The sequence below is a fragment of the Neptuniibacter sp. QD48_11 genome (assembly GCF_047778095.1).
Classification (GTDB): domain Bacteria; phylum Pseudomonadota; class Gammaproteobacteria; order Pseudomonadales; family Balneatricaceae; genus Neptuniibacter.
Window position 1 is genome coordinate 1,808,009 of sequence record NZ_CP180551.1, and the last position, 20,520, is coordinate 1,828,528.

1 protein-coding gene (running past one end of the window) is annotated in these 20,520 nt (G+C 47.8%); it reads right to left on the reverse strand.

Annotated features, from left to right (window positions below):
- On the reverse strand, positions 1–20,135 hold the 5' portion of the coding sequence (locus tag ACMXYU_RS08245; protein ID WP_415901089.1) for a Calx-beta domain-containing protein. 14,305 nt of this gene lie to the left of the window's left edge; only the first 20,135 of its 34,440 coding nucleotides appear in the window; its start codon is at positions 20,133–20,135; the stop codon falls past the left edge of the window.
- Positions 20,136–20,520: the final 385 nt, after the last annotated feature.

Genomic DNA, 20,520 nt, shown 5'->3' on the forward strand with positions numbered 1-20,520 from the left:
TCAGCGGTGATCGTAGCGATATTTTCAGAGTTAACATCGATATCTTTAGCTTTTAAGAACGATCCATCACGACCACTAACGCGGGTTAAGCTATTGTAGGTAGAGCTGGCGTCAGAGTGCACATCGACCGGAATCGGATTAAATACAGAGGCAACAGCACTGATAAAGTTGGCTAGCGCATTGTCGTAGTCATTGTATTTAGCAACAGCATCGGCATGCATTTGGGTATTGTCGTGACGCGCTTCTACAACGATATTGCTATTACTGATTATTGAAGAGCCGTTATGTAGGATAGTTTCAACGAGATCCCAAGATTGAATATGTGCATCAGCGGTCGAATCTGCAACAGGATAAGCTTTGGTATCGGCTTCGGTGTTAACATTTGCGGTCCACTCTTTTACTAAACCGCTGTTATCAACAACCACGTCCCCTGTGCTGTTATCTATTTTGGTTTGACTACCAGCGCGCGCAGCCACGGCGACATTATTAGCTTCAATGTCTGAATTACCCGTCAATATGACTTGATTGAGCACTGGATCAATCGCAGAACCTATGGTGAGCGATCCATCGGCATCGGCGAAGCCTGCTACGGCTGTAGCATCCGCGTTTGCAGTAACATCTGCATTTAAACCAGTGCGAGATTCAACGAGTACAGTTCTATTAGCTTTAATGGTCGCATCTGAAGTTAGAATCACATCGTGATTAACGACAATGTCAGCATCAGCATCTGAATCAGTTACCAAACCAAATGAACCATCGGTTTCAGCCAGCGCTGTTAAGGTTTGCATGCTGGTTGCGAGTATTTGAACATCACGCTGTGCGATAATCGAACCAGAGCCTATATCTGTAAGTACATGACTATCAGATGTAACCGTTGCATCGGTGTTACCAATGACAATGCCACCAAGTGCTTTGTTAGTTGCTATAGCACTGGCGTTGGTATTGGCGCTAGCCTCGATGACGACGTCATTACCGCGAAGAATGTTTGCATCGACAAGGGCTTGCACTGTGTGATTGGACTCAGATGTGGCATTAGTATTACCAACCGAGACAGCACCGCCTCCAGAACCTGTAGAATCGGCTTTAACTTCTGCAGAACTATGCACTGCTCTAAGGGTTAGATTATTACCTGACTCTACGTAACCACTACCTACGATAACATTAACGGTTGGGTTCGCTTTGGCACTAGTGTTAAGGCCTTTTACGTCTATAGCCCCACCACCTGAAGAGTCCGCAAATGCATCAGATATAGAGGTTGATTGAGCTGTAAGAGAGACATTTCCAGAAGCTGTTATATTGCCTGACCCAAATTCTGCGACGACCGTAGGATCAACCTCAGACGCTGCAGTAGATGCGCTTGCTGCTACTATACCGGCTCCGAAAGATTCGACGACTGCTATAGCTGTATCATTTGATACGGCATTAACTGTGACAGAGGATGCACCCGAAACCCCGTAAGTAGTTGGCAATCCATCTGTATCGAATCCAGCTACAGTTGTACCAACACTACCCAGAAGTTTTGCAGAGGTATCAGCAAAGATCTTAGCGGTAGGACTAGATACGCTAACTGCAACTGCACCTACACCTACAGCACCTGAACTGGCCACGGCATTGTTGTTTGAAGTTGCTGTAACGTTTACAGCCGATCCAGGCATTGTAATTAGAGAGCCAGAACCTATGATGGCATCTGTATCAGCGCTATTGGTTACTTCAGCACTTGCATTGGCACCACCACCGGCAAATAGACCGATTGAAATTACATCAGAAGTGGCTATCGCATCGTTATCAGAGGTGGCTGATACAGTTAATGAACTAGCATCAATAACATCAGCATTCATTTCCGCTTTAGTGCCACCTCCAACTTTAGCAGTTGGTATAGAGACACCGACCGCGACTAAACCGCCCCCGGCGGAATCAGCATCCGCAGTCGCATCATGATCAGAGGTAGCGATAAAGGTAATTGAGCCATTGATATCCAGAACGTTGCTACCCGTTCCACCTGTCGCGTTGACATCGGCAGAGCTTGTTACCTCAGCAAACGCTGCTGCACCATTGACAGTAAAGCCACCTAATCCTGCGGTAACTACGTCAGCATCTGCAGTATTATCACCATCCGCTTTAACGAGTAAGGAATTGGCAGTGACTGAACCATCCATATCAGCAATAACTGCACCGCCTATTTGTGCTTTTGCGCCTACTAGCGATGCTGTAAACAAGCCGCCAGCCAGACTTAATGCATTAGCTGTGGCGATATTTTGAGCACCCTGCAGTAACGCCTCAACTTTTACTGCGCCGGATGTCCAGATCGTAGCGGCAGAACCCACTTTAGCTTCTACGTCTGCATCACTAGTGATAATTGCGTTAGCTTGGGCACCATTTCCGCCACCTAAGCTGATTGATCCCATAGTGACAGTTGCTAGAGCAATGTTTTGACCCAAGGCTTTCACGTCTAAACTTGATGCGGCACTACCGACAATATCACCATCAAACTGAGATAAGACACCGCCACCCACGGTTGCAGATGGCAACATCACAGATATTGAAATGACACCGACTGTAGCGCTATTGGCGATACCTTCGGCTTTGTTATAGCCCGTTGCGATGACATCAATATTGGCAGCAGGTACTGTCAATTGAGCGGTTGAACCGACAGTTGCTTCAACATCAGCATCAGAGGTGATCTCGGCAACTGAACTCGCACCTGCTCCACTAAACAAACCTAAAGAGATGGTGAGTGCATCTGCATCAGCATAGTTATTACCGGTAGCGAGGACATTTAGCGTATTAGCATCGAAAACATCCCCATCCATTTCGGCAATAACAGCACCACCAATTTCCGAAGTTATTTTACCGCCTGCTAAAGAGACCAGACCGCCAGCCGCTAAATCGGAACTTGATAGAGCATCATTGTCACCGGTAGCCTTAACAGTTAATGCATTATTTGTAGTGAGTGATGCTGTTGAACCGACAGAAGCAATCACATCAGCAAATTCAGTAATTTGTGAGAACACTCCACTTCCGCCCCCGCCAAAGGCGCCGAATCCACCCGCCAATGTATGGGCTTCTGCAAAGTTGCGACCAACGGCTTCAATGGTGATAGAGGATGAACCTGTTACATCACCATCAACATCAGCGATAACTGCACCGCCAATATTAGTAGTGGCCAGCATGACTGAAACACCCGCCAATACACCAGCAGCTCCACCTGTAGCCGTTGCAGTTGCAAGGTTCATTGCGCCTTGCAAGCGAGCATCAACAACAACTGCGCCTGTTGCTGCGATAGACGCGGCTGAGCCCATTCTCGCTTCTACATCGGCATCTGCCGTGATACTCGAAATCGCTTGAGCACCTGCACCGCCACCCAGCGATACACTGGCTACCGTAGTTGATGCATCTGCGATGTTTTGGCCGAGAGCTTTAACATCTAGGGTAGATATCGAACCACCGGTTGTCTGACCATCGAATTGAGCTAACACACCTCCGCCAACATGGGCTTCTGGAAGCATGACAGAGATAGAAATTACACCACCACTGCCGCCAACCGCAGTACCTACTGCATGATTGTAGCCTGTTGCTAGGACATCAATATTGGCATTAGGCGTATTGAACAGAGCGGTTGAACCGACTTTGGCTTGAACGTCTGCGTCGGAAGTGATTTCCGCTATAGCGCTAGCACCTGCTCCACTGAAAAGGCCTAAGGAAATTGCGAGAGCATCAGAGAGTGCAACGTTATTACCGGTAGCTTGTACAAGCACGGTATTTGCGTCATTAACATCACCGTTCATCTCAGCGATGACTGCACCACCCACTCGGGCAGCTAAAGAACCACCTGAAATAACAACAGCACCGCCAGACGCTAGGTCAGAGCTTGAGATCGCATCGTTATCTCCGGTAGCACGAACAGTTAGAGTATTTGGCGTAGTGAGTGATGCCGTTGAGCCTACAGATGCTATGACATCAGCATCAGACGTAATATCAGCTACAACACCGCTACCTGCACCAGCAAAGGAACCAAATCCTCCGGCTAAGGTATGGGCTTCAGCAAGATTTCGACCTACTGCTTCTATAGTGATTGAAGATGAACCTGTTACATCACCATCTACATCCGCAATGACTGCACCACCGACTTCAGCAGTTGCGAGCATCACAGATACACCTGCTAATGCGCCACCGACAGCACCAAGCGCCGTCGCTGTTGCAAGATTCATATTGCCTTGCAAACGAGCATCTACGACGACTGCACCAGTCGTTACTACTGTGGCTGCTGAACCAATTCGAGCTTCTACATCAGCATCGGAGCTGATTTCAGCGATAGCTTTAGCACCAGCACCACCGAGTAATGAAATATTACCTACGGTGGTCTGGGCATTAGCCCAATTATCACCTAGGGCTTTAACATTAAGTAAAGACGCTGCCCCGCCAATAATGTCACCACTAAACTCAGCTAAAACGCCGCCACCGACGATCGCCTCTGGGAGCATAACGTTGATAGATAGACCGCCAATACCGCCGCCTACTGCGCTGGCTTGTGCCTCATTGCTGCCAGTGGCTAATACATTGATCGCTGCACCAGGAACCGTAATCTGTGAAGTTGAGCCTACTTTGGCTTGGACATCGGCATCTGATGTGATTTCAGCAAATGCATCCGCGCCAGAACCGCTTGCAATACCCACAGAGATTGCTAAAGCATCAGCTTTAGCATAATTATCACCGGTGGCGATAACATCGACTGCAGTCGCATTGAAGAGATCCCCATTCAGTTCAGCAATAACAGCGCCTGCAACGGTTGCTCCTAATGCTGAGCCAGAGACGGCAACAGTACCGCCAGAGCCTGCATCGGAGTTACTGAGTGCGTCATTATTACCTGTCGCAGTGACTGAAACCGCTCCGGTGGTGGTAATGGAGGATGTAGAACCAATTCTAGATACAACATCTGCTGTACCGCTAATTTCTGAAACTGTACCTGTACCGGATGCACCAAAACCTGCACCGATAGCGACTGCCAATGTATCTGCTTGGGCTAAATTTCTACCGGAAGCGGTGACAGTGACAGAATCAGAATCCAAAACATCACCATTAAGTTCGGCTTTAACACCTCCTTCGACGTAGGCTTCAGCCAACATGACAGCTAAACCACCCAACTGTCCGCCTGCTCCGCCTAATGCTTTGGCGGTTGCGAGATTGTTGTTACCTATATGATGAGCATCCAACAGAATTTCATCAGCGGTAAGGGTTACATCGGCTCCGATCACGGCTTCAACATCAGCGGTTTCATTAATAATCGCGACGACATCAGCACCGGAACCACCTATACCTACAACAGATAGTGATAATACCAAGGCTTCCGCTTCCGCTTTGTTAGATGCGGTCGCAACAACATCTACATCACCAGCAATTACAGTAACCTGACCGTCCATGCCCGCTAAGGTTCTGCCACCAACTTCTGCAGTAGGTAGTGATACATCAACCGCTAACACACCGAGAGTCAGTGCTGAACCTAAGGTATCTGATATGGCGGTTCGACTGGCTGTCGCATCAATGACTAGATCGCCACTACCGGTCACTGTAACTGTTGTTGGGTTACCTAATGATAGTTCGCCCACTCGAGTGCCGATGAACGCTTCAGTATTGCTGAGCACTTGTGAGGTGGCGCTTGTAACACCCACTGCTGCTCCTGCAGCGTCTAGAGCAATGGTTATTGTTTCTGAAGTAGCAACTTCTGTACTGGCTGCTGTAATAGATATATCCGAAGCGGTAACTGAACTGCTCTCACCGATGTAAGCCAAGGTATTACCTTGGATGATCGCTTCGGTGACGGTAACTGCGACGGTTATACCTGCGCCTAAACCAAAATTCAGAGGCGCTGCTGTAGCGGTAAATGTTGAATTAGCATCAATATTTAGCGGTCCACCGGTAAGCATGACGTTGGTACCACCTAATGGAACCGTTCCTGCTCGTCCGCCGATATAGGCTTCTGTAGTTCGATCTACAGTGGCCATTACAATTGCACCAGATCCTGCACCACCAAGCGATAGCGCTACTGAGGTGACATCAGGTAAAGCGCTGGCAATAGAGTCGGCGGTGATATCCATCGCGCTAGCTGTGACGGTCATATCCCCATCAGCGTAAGCCCTAGTTGCACCACCAACACTGGCATTACCGTTAACAATGGATATACCCGCCGTTGTTGAAGCTGCTAAACCAAATGAAGTGGCATTAGCGATATGACTACTGTCTGCATCTATCTGAACCAGATTGCCTGCGGCAGTTAAAGTTGAATTCCGAGCATATGCTTCAACATCACTGTCAATGTCCGTAATAGCCGAAGCACCTGCGCCTGCGAGGCCGCCTAGGGCTACGGAGACTGAAACAACCGAACTGTTGGCATCAATCTCTTGAGTCGCATCTGAATCGATCAAGATTGTACCTGCACCCAATGCGGTAACAGAACTATCTTCTACTGCTGCTATCACGGTATTCGTGATGTAGTTCTCAGCCAGTGAAACACCAACGGAGGTACCTAATGCCCCCACCGATACGGCAAACGCAATAACATCGGCCTGAGCGTCGGAGATATCGTTAGCTGAGATAACGACATTACCTGCTGAAGTTATATTAGATCCATTGCTGACTCTTGAACTCACCGTTGAAGTGGATGTATTACGTGCAAAGCCTCCAGCCCCGGCCCCTGCAAAGCCGATTGAGATTGAAACAGAGACCGCAACAGAGGCAACAAATGCATCCAGATCAGATTCAGATTGAGCAAGTAAGGTGACGGTTCCTGCTTCAGAGGTTACATCTGAGTTATCTATTTCAGCTCGGGTAATGCTGTTATTGGTATTTTCAGAAGTCGCTGCAGATACCCCGACAGCCACACCTACGTAGGAACCGCTAACAGATAGTGTTACTGCTGCTGCATCTGAAGTCACAGACAGATCATCGACAGCGGTAACAATTACATCGCCACCTGCCTCAATGAAATGGGATCCGCTTGCATCCTCAATATAGGATTCGACCAAGCCGTCGACGGTATTTTCAGTTACAGCCGCACTAATGCCGGCTGCTAAAGAGAAACTACCTGATACGGCGACAGTAACAGAGGCTGCAACACCCAGTACATCAACATTAGCCTCAGATTCTGCCTCGACAGTGAGGGAACCACCGATATCAACTGAAGAGTTTTCGATGCCGGCCCGAACAGTGCCGCTATAGGTATTACTTGCAACAGAAGTCGATAATCCAACCGAGATTGCTACAGCACCGGAAGCCCCCACAGACACGCTGGCTGCAACAACATCAGTATCTATATTAGTGACATCTTTAGCACGAACCGTTAGATCCCCTGGTGCATCAAAAGTGCTGTTATTGGTAATCAATGATTCTGTAAGATTTGCGGCACTTACCGTCGCAACAGCAACACCAACCGATGCTGAAACAGCTGCACTGCCACTTGCAGATACACCAAGTGCTGCACCGACGGAGAATGTAACTACATCACTATCTGAACGGGCAGACAAAATAGTAGGCGCAGCAGAAGTTAAGTCGACATCAGAGCCAGAAATTATTGACTGAACAGATGTATCGAAATCAACCGTAGAAACCGCAACAGCTCCAGATAGAGCAACGGTTATATTGCCGCTGGCTGCAACACTCGCTGCTACAGCGACGGTCAAGGTATCTAAGAGCACTCGATCTTCTGCAGTCACTGAGAGCGTGCTCGCATCAATATCACTGTCGATGATGCTAGCAGCAATCGTATTACTCATGTTGCTGGTAACTGAAGCACCGCTACCTGCTCCTGATAGAGAGAAGTTGCCGCTTGCAGTAACTGATAAAGCCGCTGAAATACCTTTTGTTGTGACAGTTGCCCTATCTCCTCCTAAGAAAGATTGGGCATTAACGGTGACATTGTCTGCATCGATTGTAGAGCCTTGAATTGTGGCTAACAGGCCATTGGTTACATTGACGGTTGCTAAGCTCACAGAGATCGATACGTCGATCGCTGCAGTTGATGATGCCGCAACACCAATGGTTGCAGATACAACCAGCGTATCCACTTCACTAATATCTATTGCCTCAACTAAGACATCATCGGCAGAGGTTATGGTGGATGGGTTTATTACTGCTTCTGTGGTGCCACCAACGTTGGCAACGGATTCTACGACTGCGAAACTAACACCTACCGCTGCTGAAGAACCTGCGGCTAACGACAGTGTTGCAGCAACAGCTTTGGTTTCTATATCAGTGTCGTTAAATGCTAACACTGAAACTGTATTAGGATCTGTGATAGCTGAACTTCTAATGCTCGCAGAGGTTACCGTGTTCGAATTTAGCGTCGCTAACGTAACCGAGCCAGAGACACTGACTGCAGCTGTACCACTAGCAGAGGCTCCGATCGATGCTGCTACCGCTAAGGTGTCGATGGTGAGTTCATTGGTGGCCATCACAACTACATCAGTCGCATTGTTAATGGTTGCAGTATCAATAGTGGCTTCGACAGTATTGGCTAGCGTATTAGTAACTGCACTACCAGAACCAGACGCCCCGACGCTAACGGTACCACCACCGCCAACCGAAACAGAGGCAGCTACCGCATTGGCATCTACAGAGCCATCTGCAAGTGCTGATACATCAACTGTGCTGTTGGCAGTAATAAACGACCCATCATTAATTGCCGCTCTTAAGTCTGTATTGATGTCGTTATCCGCAATAGATACCGCAATTGCCGCTGATATTGCAGCACTACCGCCACTGCTAATGGCTATACCGATTGAGGCAGCAACTACCGTAGAGGTAACAGAGGAGCTATCTTCAGCATGAACGCTTAAGCCGTTGGTGCTGGTAACAGTACTGTTACTGATTCGAGCTGCCACAGTATTGTTCAGAGTATTCAAAGATGATGCGCCCGCACCTGCACCCGTGATCGCAATATCACCTGCAGCTAAAGATAAGCTAGCTGCCACACCCGTAGAGAGAATCGACATCTGCGTATCAGTACCAACTGTTACGCTGCCGCCATTCACTGTTGAGTTGATAATGCCTGATTCTGTTACGCCACTTAGACTATTGGTAGCTAATACAACGGACACGCCTAGAGCAAAGGCTGCAGTGCTACCGACTGCGACTGAGGCTGATGCAGAAACCACCTCAGAATCTAGTGATGATGTATCTACCGCATCCACACTAACCGCACCTGTTGCATTTACAGTGCTATTTTCAATGACCGCTCTGGAAACACCGCTATGAATATTGTCTGCCGCTGCACCCGCGCCAGCGACTGTACCTGCCACATCACCCGATGCACCAACAGTGACAGCAACTGCAACTGTGGTGACATTCATCTGTAACGATGAGGTGAGATCTATATCAAGAAAGCCGCTACTAGTGACATCGGAATTAAGCACTCCTGCGGTCACTGCTGTACCCACATTGTTGATGGCGACAGCTGCTGATGCATCTAAACCAAAGGCGATTGAACCACTGGTTGCGGTAACACCTACACCAATCGATGTGCTAATTGCATCAATCAAACTACTGTTAGTAGCGCTAATTGTGACATTACCGGCATCAACAACCGCACCGTTTTGAATTACCGCTTCTACAGCACCATTGACTGTATTAGTAACGACCGCAACAGTGACAGATGCTCCAACAGCGATATTACCGCTGCTGGCATTTACACTTAAACTTGCTGCTAACCCTAAGGTTTCAATTGTTCCTGCTGAATCGGCATTGAGTATCAGATCTCCACCAGTTGATAGACTGCTGTTATCGATTAACGCTCTGGTTTGCGTAGAAATGACATTATCTGCTGTAGCTACGGTGACATTTAAAGTGATGGCACCATCACTGCTGCCTGTGACCGAAGCGCTTGCCGCAGCAACATCTGCATAGATCTCTGCAGCATTGGAGGCATCAATATCAGTATTGCCGCCAATCGTTGCATCAGCACCGTTTACTAATCCTGCCTCGATAATATTACTAATGGTGTTCTGGCTGCCTGCACCACTACCCGTTCCACTGAGTGAATAGGAACCGCTAATGGTCACGCTGATGGCTGCTGATACTGCGACAGCCTCAATTGATGTATTGGATTCAGCATCTATATCCAATGCTGAAGCAGTAAGTATCGAGTTAGAAATTAGAGCTCTAGTTGTATTATTAATTTCATTATTGGCATTAGTGGCTGTGATATTTAAGCCACCCGAACTGCCAGATCCACTGACAGCGGCATTGATGCTAGCTGCCACTATGTCTGCAGTAATAGATGAGTTATCGATAGCTGATAAAACGAGTGATCCAGCTAGATCTACAACTGAACCTCCCTCGATCATCGCTTCAACTGTACTGCCTATATTATTGAAAGCTAAGGAAACATCTGCAGAGAAACTTGCGGATGTACCATTCGATGAAGAACTAATTCCCACCGATGCAGATACGGCTATGGCTTCGATACTCGCTTCTGAAAGTGCTGAAACCGTAGCGCCAGAAGAGCTGCTTGTTAGGCTAATATCGTTAATCGCCGCTCGGGCTGTATTGCTTATATCATTATCGGCTACGGCTACACCGATACTGCCAGATACAGAGGTATTATCAGAACTGATCGCCAAACTGAATGAAGCTGCCGCTGCATCAGCAACGATTAATGATTGATCCGTTGCTATAACAGATACTGGGCCAGCTACCGTAATTGTCGCGCCTGAATCAGCTACATCTTCAATTTCTGCAATGGCACTATTGCTGACGGTATTAAAGGTTAAAGCACCGGTTGCAGCAGCACTGATAGCATTATTATCACTAGATTGTGTGACTGATAACGCGACACCAAAGGCCAGAGTATCAATCTCAGCAGCCGTTAAAGCTTCAACGGAAAGCGCACTACCTGCATTTACTGAAGTCGAAGACAGAATTGCCTCTGTAGAGACATCGATCTCATTCACCGCGACCGAAACACCTAAGCCGACCCCAGCTTGAGAGCCGCTACCACTGCCGACGCTGATCGATACGGCTGCTGAACCTGCTGTAGCAGTAACAATACTTGCATCAGACGCATACAGGCTGACATCACCCGTTGCCACGATACTGCTAGGGTTGATAACTGCGCTGATATCACCGGTAATGAAGTTGCCGGAGCCGGAACCAGCCAACGCTAAAGCACTACCGTCATTTGCCAGTGCTCCTGCAATACCTAAAGTGAAAGCATTCACTGTTGATGTGGAGGTTGCTGTAACATTAACGTTGTCACCCGTGGCATTAACATTCCGAAGTGCTGCTGTTGTATCTTTAGTGATAACGTTTTGCGCACCTGCGGCACCCGCTGCCGCAGCACCTAAATCACCGCCGCCTAGTGATAATGCTAAGGCACCTGCACCGGCATCAGCATTGATGTAACTGTTATCAGTCGCTGAAATATTTATATCACCTGCACTCAACAATGTTTGCGCTGCACCAGTGTTGGTAATACTTGCTTCGGTTGAAGCTAAAATGAAATTCCCTGAACCGGAGCCTGCACCGGCTAAGGCATCAGAGTCATTGGCAATTGCTGCGGAACCTGCAATGGTTAGTGCCTGAATACTGGATGAGTTAGTTGCGCTGACGTCTACCCCACCGGTAGCGCTAACTGGAGTATCTGTAACAGTCGCTCTAATGGTTTGTGTAACATCATTCACCGCTACAGAGGCGCCCACAGCACCGGCTGTACTTCCGCTGTTGTCATAAGCAAATGTGGCACCACCTGAATCGGCTCTAATATCTGAGCTATCTTCGGCATGCAGGGTTAAATTGCCATCGGTATCTACCGTGCCACTATCAATTTGAGCTAAAAGTTCGGTATCAACGACATTAACTGTGACACTGCCTGCACCAGCGAATGTTATATCACTGGAATTGTTGTTATCGCTGTTACCCGTTTTGATTGCACCTGCGACTGCAATGGTGACCGTATCAAGGTTAGTAGCACCCGTTGCAGAAAGGGTTACGCCACCGAAATTCGACGTGAGATCATTACTGCCTAAAGCCCGTGCCCAAACACTATTATCGATTACATTGACTGATACTGAGCCTGTGACACCGGCATCGGCACCGTTGGTAATAGCTAAGCCACCAATGATGTTGGTCACATTGGTATCGTCCGCCCCACGCAGTAATATGCCTTGGTTCGCGGCAGCACCGATATTATCACCATTGATAGTGGCTCCAGTGCCTAATGTGGCATGGGTTTCACCGTTGAGTACGGCAACGCCAACAGATGCTGCGATACCAACATTGGTTCCGCCGTCATTATCACCGTTCTCATTGCCGCCATTGTCCTGCCCTAATGATCCTGAGGCCGCAATAGCTAAGAGGGTTACATCGTCATAACTGGTAGCGGTTACAGATAACCCATTGACGGTTTCTGTACCTTGAGCGCCATTACTATCAAAGATGCCGTCTCTTACAGAGAGCCCTGCACCTTGGCCTAAAGATGTTACTTCGGCCCCCTCACCGATCACGGCATGGGTGCGATCAATATCGACCAATACCCCAACCGAGATACCTACTGAAGAGCCACTCATAGAGACCCCTAGGGTTCCTGCGTAGCTTTCAATGGCAGTGTGGCTGTTGGCTGCAACCATCGCTGAACCCATCGCATCCACAACTACATTGCCTGCTTCAGGTGTTTCAGCATCCGGATCTTTACCTATTACGGCACGAGTATCAGTTAGATTAACCAAAACATTGAGACCACCCGCACCTGAAGTACTATCACCTGCGCCTAAGTTAGCCGTTAATTGGAAAATATCCTCGGTACCATCAGCTTCAACGATCAAATCGCCGCCAGTGGTTATGGATGTTGGTACTAAAGCGTTATCGGACGCTTCTATTATCGCTTCAGTAGATTTGGTGATAACCGCTACGCCTAGGCCTATACCGACACCGGTAGCATCTTTACTGCCTGCCAGAGCGCCAGCGAAGGTAGCAAGTGTAGTATTGTCTGTTGCTCTTACCGTCAGGTCATTGCCAGAGCTCACCACAGCTCCAGCACCTATGCTCGCTTTAGTATTTAATACAAAGACATCAATCGCCGCAGATCCGGCACCTGCATCCCCACCAGATCCAATTGCAGCACCGGCAACGAGTGTGGTGACATCAATGCCGGTTTCGTTAAGTACTGGTGCGATGATTTCTAGAGGGCTGACAGAGGTATCTGCAATAACCGACAGATCTCCAGCAGAATCTATAGAAGTACCATCGCCAACGGTTGCAAGAGTGGTATTTTCAACAACGTTTACCCCGATCGCAGCACCAACACTGGTACCCTCATCCGATAAGGTTAGTGCGCCACCACCTGCTATATTCTGTAAACCTATATCCTGTCTGGCTTCAACGCTTAGATCGGTACCAGTCGTTGTAAGGCTCGCACCATCCGCGAGTGTAGCGCTAGTGTTACTGATAATGACATTAACACCTACGGAACCTGCCACGGCGGTATTATCATTCTCGCCTTTCTGAGTAGAGCCACTACCGGCCAGTGAGAGCAGTTTAAAGTCGTTACTTTCACCGCTTGGAGAGCCCGCCTCAATGCTGACGGACGCTGCGGTGATATCACTATTGCCAATAGATGCATGAGTATCTAATAATCCGACATTCACAGTGACGGCAGCACCTACTGTGGTTTTAGCATCATCAGCAAAGGCTGTGGCGATAGCTTGTGTATCTGCATCAGCATCGCTGGTTGCTTTGACGGTGAGATCGCCACTGGCATCGATAACCACGCCATCGCTAATAGAGGCATTAACTTCAGGGGCAATGACAGTAGCGCCAATCGCTGCAGCTACACGTACAGTACCACCTCGTGTTTGTTGTGATGCATCTTCACCCGTACCACCTTGACCACCCGGATTAGCGGTTTGTGATTCAGCGGTGGTATTTGCTCCTTCAACCTGGTCACCTGCTGTAGGTGCAGAAACCGAAGTGCCGGCCCGACTATTGGCATAATCGGTTTGATTACTTGTTTCCTCATCTGAGGTATTACCGCCGTCTTCTTCAGACTTCGATCCTTCTGAGCTGGCTTTAGCCACGGTTGTCGCATCAATTTCTGATAGCGCTACCACTGAAACATTACCAACACCGGTGTTGACGCTTCTTGCAAGTAAAGCATCGGTATTGTCTTCTACCCAGCCCATCGCAAAGGAGATACCCACGCCGGTTTCACCGCCATCGGTTTCCGCGTCAGCTTCCGTTTTTTGAGCCTCTAAGGTAGATGCGGAGATACTTAGATTACCTGAGACGTTAAGAGAGTCGCCGTTGGAATCAATCTGAGCTGATGTGTCGTTGTTTGCTACGCCTATAGCTACAGCGCCACCAAAGGCTATTCCATCGGAACCGGTTGCTTTAGAACCTGCTTTAGCGAGTGTCACCATGGTGTGATCACCCTCAGCAGAAACAGATAAGTTGTCTAACTGGCTAATGTCGCCACCTAAGATAGCGGCATTAGTATCATGTGCGCTGACATTCACAGCAACGGATAAGCCACCACCGCTGCCACCAGAGGTAGGGTCTCCAGGTAGTGCACGCGCTTCATTGCTAGTACTAGATTCAGCTTTAACGGTGACGTCACCAGTTGCTGTAACATCTGAACCATCACCTAGGGTTGCTGAAGTTGAACCGCTGGCTTCATTGATTGCTACGGAACCGGCAACACCAATATCACCACCACTCGCACCGGAGTTAGCTCGTGCTGATGAGGAGTGAGTTGATTCTGTAATTTGGTGAGAGCTGCCCGTACCTATACTAGTTAATTCTACGGCCTCACCTTTGAGAGCGTTTTCTTTGGTATCGGCAAGTTTGAGTCGGCCATTGCCTTCGATAATGGCATAGTAAGTATTGCCGTTAGTTAACCCACCAATATCGGTACCGCCACCATTGCTATAGACAATCTCATCGCCTGTATTAAGGCCCAACGTGTCTTGTAAGTGAATTTCGAAACGTTTTTCGTCTGGGTCAAAGTCGAGGTTATCTTTACCATCTCGCTCTAAACTATGATTATCCCCGCTACCCAATGATGTTAGATCGATTGCTGTACCGGCATTTGCATCAGCTTCAGAAGCAGCCAGTTTAACTTTGCCATCACCTACATCGATTACGTAATACTTAGTTGTGCCACCATCATCGGTTAGGCCACCTATGCTGGTATCACCGCCGTTGCTATAGGTAACTTCATCCCCAGTCTCTAAATCATCGATATCCCCTACATAGATAGTGTTTGCATCAACATCAACACTGATCGGTTCTTTAGGGGTGATATCGACATCTCGATCAGCCATTTCTGCAGTGACATTCACACTAGCTGCAGTAATATCGGCATACTCTATTAGAGAGCTATTACTGATATCGGAAGTGCTGAGTGCAACAGCGACACCTACGCTAGTACCGCCTTCATTTGTGGTAGCGCTACCATCGGCTTCCGATAGTGAATCAGCATTAGCGTAACTGTTTACATTGATATCGCCAGCTACGTTTATTGTGATTGGATCTAAAGAAGTGCCACCAATATAAGCGGAAGTTTGTGAATCACTAATATTGACCGAAATAGCTGCTGCAACGCTGATGGTACCTTCAGAGGTGGATGCATCGGGGCTATCGTTATCACCAGTGCCTTCATCACTATTGCTGCCTGCAAAGCTTCGTTGTGAGGCAACCTGATCATTAACGCCGTTATCATCCCCGCTATTTTCTACGCCATCATCCTGTTCAGCACCGCTTGAGCTGGCTTTAGCTGTCGTTCTTGAGGCATTGTTGCCTCGTGCCATCAACATCATGGCTCCGCCTGCTGTCAGATCCCTAGCGATCATAACGGCAGTACTATCATTGGCTGATACTAAGGCTAAAGAAGCACCGATTGCTGCATCAGAACCTTCAACGTCACCTTCTGCGTCAGCTGTGGTTCTGCTGGTTTGTTCGGCATTAAGGGTTAGACCTCCACTGAGATCAAGTAATGATCCGGCTTGGATATTTGCATTGGTATCATTGAAAGCTATGTTAAGCGCGACAACGGGAGTAATCGCTACACCACCTGCCGCACCTGCACGAGCAATAACCCATTGTTCATAAGTACCATCAGCATCCAGTGTTAGATCAGATGCGCCTGTAATACTGACATCTAGAGCAAGTTCAGATAAGGTATCGTTATCACTGACATTCAAAGCGACTGATGCGCCAATACCTACACTTTCACCACCTGCATTTTCTAATGGCAACGCCATAGCGGAATGCTCAGTGACTGATTCACTATTAAGACTGACAGCACTGTTATTCAGCATGGTAACGCTGCTATCCGCAGCGATTAAGGCGGAAGTCGTTACATCTACAAGGTTAATTGCCAAAGAGCCTGCAACACCTACATCACCACCACTCGCACCAGATGTAGAACGTGCTGTTGTACGATGAATCGATTCGGTTAACCTGTGATTATCTCCAGTACCAGATCCAGTCACCTCAATCGCATTACCTGCAAAAGCATCTTCACGCGATTCAGCTAGCTGAATCTCATCACCAATTATCAGGTAATAGGTTTTACCGTCTGATAGCCCGGTGATATCACTACCACCGCCATTGTGATAAGTAACTTCATCACCGGTAACATAGCCCTGTGGTGCTTCAAATTTGAGCTCGTATTGAGGGTTGAAGGTGATATCTTCTTCACCCGCGCGTTCGAATGTGTGCTCGGTGCCACCACCTAATGAGGTTAAGTCTATAGCAGTGCCATTATTGGCATCGGTCTCATTTAGGGCTAGCTTGTATTTACCATCACCGGCATCGATCAGATAGTAAGTAGTGCCATCAGTTAGCCCGCCAATTGCGCTGCCGTCATCGTCTTGCTGATAAGTAACTTCATCAGCGGTTTCTAAACCTTCTACGCCTTCGAGCAATATTGTGTCTGCTGCCAGATCGACCACAGTGCTAGAACTAATATCGCTGCTGCGTTCTGACATCAAAGCATTTACTGTCAGTCCATCAGCACTGACAGTGGCTCCGGTGTCAACGATAGAACCATCACCAACCGATGATAAATTTAGGGTGTCTGATTTATTGATTGCAACGGCAGCACCAACACTTACACCACCATCTGTAGATGTCGCACTTGCATCAGCTATAGCGGCAGAGTCACTGTTAGCACGTGAAGTTACCGATAAGGCGCCAGTTGATGAAACGACTGCACCATCGGCTATCAAAGCGGAGTAATTGGCTTCACCTAAATTGATTGAAATTGCAGCTGCAACACTGACACTGCCATCTGATGTTGAGGCATCAGGTGTTTCTGAACTGTTAGTTGAACCAGAGTCGGTTCTACTGTCAGCTTGGGTATTTGCAAAACCGAGTTGCTGAGCGTTTTGATCATCCACACCATCAGGATTGGAACCATCGTCCTCTTCAGCTCCAGCAGCACTGGCTTCAGCATGAGTTCTAGAAGCTGTTGCGCCCTGAGCTAGCAACATCACCTGCCCGCCAGATGAGATAACATCACGCAAGATTTGTGCTTGAACGTCTTCTTCGGCAATGGTCAGCGCTAAAGAAGCACCGAGACCAACCGAATCACCCTTTGTATCACCTGCTGCATGGGTACTTGTCACGCTGGTATGATCAGCGGTTAAAGAGAGATCGCCTGCTAGATTAAGTGTATTACTACCCGCTGAAATCTCAGCGATGGTTGAGTTTCGTGCAATTGAGATCGCAACTACAGGAGTAAGTGCTGTCCCTCCTGCTGCACCACCAATTGCTTTGGTATCCATAAAGTAGGAGCCAGTAGCATTAGCGTCAATCGCGGCTACATTGCTCAACAGCGCATCTTCTACAGCAGCTCGAGTTACAATGTCTGAGATGTTTACTGCGACAGATGCACCTAGACCAGTACCTTCACCACTGTTGCTATCACCATCATCGGTGTCATTATTATCGCCGTCGCCTTCAACATCAGCTTTGGCAAGTGCGTTAGATTTCACGGCTGAGAGCGCATTCAACGATAGATCGGTTGATCCCAGATCTAGTGTTGCACCCGATTCAACCGTAGCTTCGACTCTCGCTGTCACAGCATTAACGGCTAATGATCCTGCGACGCCAAGATTCCCGCCACCAGAGCCTGATTCGGCTTCAGCTTCAAAGCTATTATCGGCATCTAGAGTTGCACTCACTTCAATTGCATCGGCAGAATAACTGCCAGCACCATCTAGATAAGCAAGGCTATCAACGGTTGCGATATTTAAAGCAACCGCGATACCTACACCTGGTGCAGCAGCCCCAGTATTAGAGCCATCAGCTGTTGCGGTTACAGTGTCAATTGAAGTTGCATTAACATCGATGTTGGCATCGGTAAGGCTGGTATCGGTGGTGATACTGCCGCTTGTTTCGATGTAAGCAGCGGTTAGATTATCAACCAATGTTAGTGCTAAAGCGCCAGCAAAATCGACATCACCCTCTGCTGTACTGGCTCTGTCTGAATTGTCACCATCGTTGTTAGGATCTTGTAGCGCACTTTCTGTCTGGTTACCGCCGCTGGTATTTTCTTCTGAACCACCTTGAGTTGAAGTAGCTTTGGTGTGAACTTGATTGGTTGTTGTTGCGCTAACGTTAACTTTTTCTGCTGTGCTTCCGAGTATTGAAGAGCTGCCGTCTATGTAAGCCTTAGTTTCAGTGAAAACTAAACCCATCGCTAAAGTGGCACCCGAATCACCGAGAGAACCATCAGTTTCACTGTTTACTTCAACATCTGTGCTAGCAAGAATATCGACATCACCACTGATATTTAGGGTACTAGCGCCGGAAACATGCGCTTTAGCACTTGAATCTACAACAACAAGAGAGATTGCCGCATCTGCTTCGCTATCGTTATCCCCTGCAGTTGCTGCATCAGTTTGGTCGCTGCTTACCGCGGTGGTCGCTTCAACCATCAAACTATTGGCTGTGATTGCTGTATCAAGAATATTAACTTCAGCACGTGCTCGGGCATAAACACCAACACCATCAATACCTGCACCTAATAGATCTGCAGGTACAGCATTTACAGGCGAAGAAGCTTGGGCACGAAGAACAACAGCAGAGCCACTAACTACGGCTGATGAAAGGTCTATTTTTGCGTTAGGGTCTGAAAAATATAAACCGCTAAGGTCGATAGGAAGCTCAATATCTTCAACTGCATCTAATGGGCCTGTAAATTCATCATACAGATCCCCTACTGTTTCGATCGTACCTTCATCAGATGCGGTTGCTGTAAGCGTAATATCCCCTGCAGTAAGCGAACCTGTAACAATAATCTCTTCGGCATCTACGGTTAAATCTACACTGCCAAGATCGAGATTAGTTAACGTAATAGTATCGTTACCATCGCCACCATTGATGGTTAATGAATTGAGTGGTGCAAGGAACGTTGTATCCTCAAACGTAGTACCTGTTAAGGTATATTCACCTAGAGCTAAACCATCACTTAACTGGGCATCGTAATCATCCCCAGCAGTCAGATCGAATATGACATCTGATAAGGTGCCAGTAGCCGTAATCGGTTCTAAGCCTACGTAAGTGATCAGGTTATCATCTAGAGCTACCGTACCTGAATCTGGCCCTGTCGGTGTGAATACGACATTTTCGTAGTCCCCCCCTTCAATCACTAAGCTATCGAATCCTCCATCACCGCCGTCAATAACGCCGCTTAAGCTACCGTCAGGCAAAAAGGTGAAGGTATCTTCGTTATCAGCTGAACCTGTAAGATTTTCGACATTACTGAACTGAAGATTGCCATTTAACGTACCAGTATTAGAGCCGGTGATCTGCCAATCACTGTCAGCAGTTGGACCAACAAGGACATCATTACCTGCTCCACCTTCAAAGGTGATTACAATTCCAGGTGCTGCAGCTTGGTCAAAATCGATACTCAGACGATCATCTAGGTCAGAACCTGTAATAACGACATCGCCTACTTCACTTAATAGGCGTTCAGCGAGTAATACCGGTGTATCTCCAGAGGTATCGAAAAGCTGTAAAATCGGTGGTGTAGCTAGCTCTTCGAAAAGCTTGAGGGACAGATCACTTGCTGTATCCGGATCTGCGACAAATGACAGTGGGTCAGCTGATAATAACAAACGTGGCTCAACTGGCTCACACATGATTCGACCTACCACTTTAGAGGTAGGATTTTGGATAAAATGAGGCCGTTTTGTTTTGTCCCGCATAGGAGACTGATGGCGGAATAATCTACCACAGAATGCACTGCATCTGTCTTTCCAACTCCGTCTGTTCCCCTGCGTTGATCTTGCACTTTGGCCCGCGAACGGAAAAGCCATTTTCAACTCTCCATAATGTTAGGAAAGATCCATGATTGGACTGACCCTATATATGGCAAGATCTATACCACCCCATATAAATCAGAGAGTTAATGGAACAACAGTCCCTTTTGTTTGATTTGCATTAGCGAACTAATTGGATCAGGTTGATTTTTGTGTCACAAACGAACACTTTAAATGACATTACAAGTTAACTATCTGTATTTAT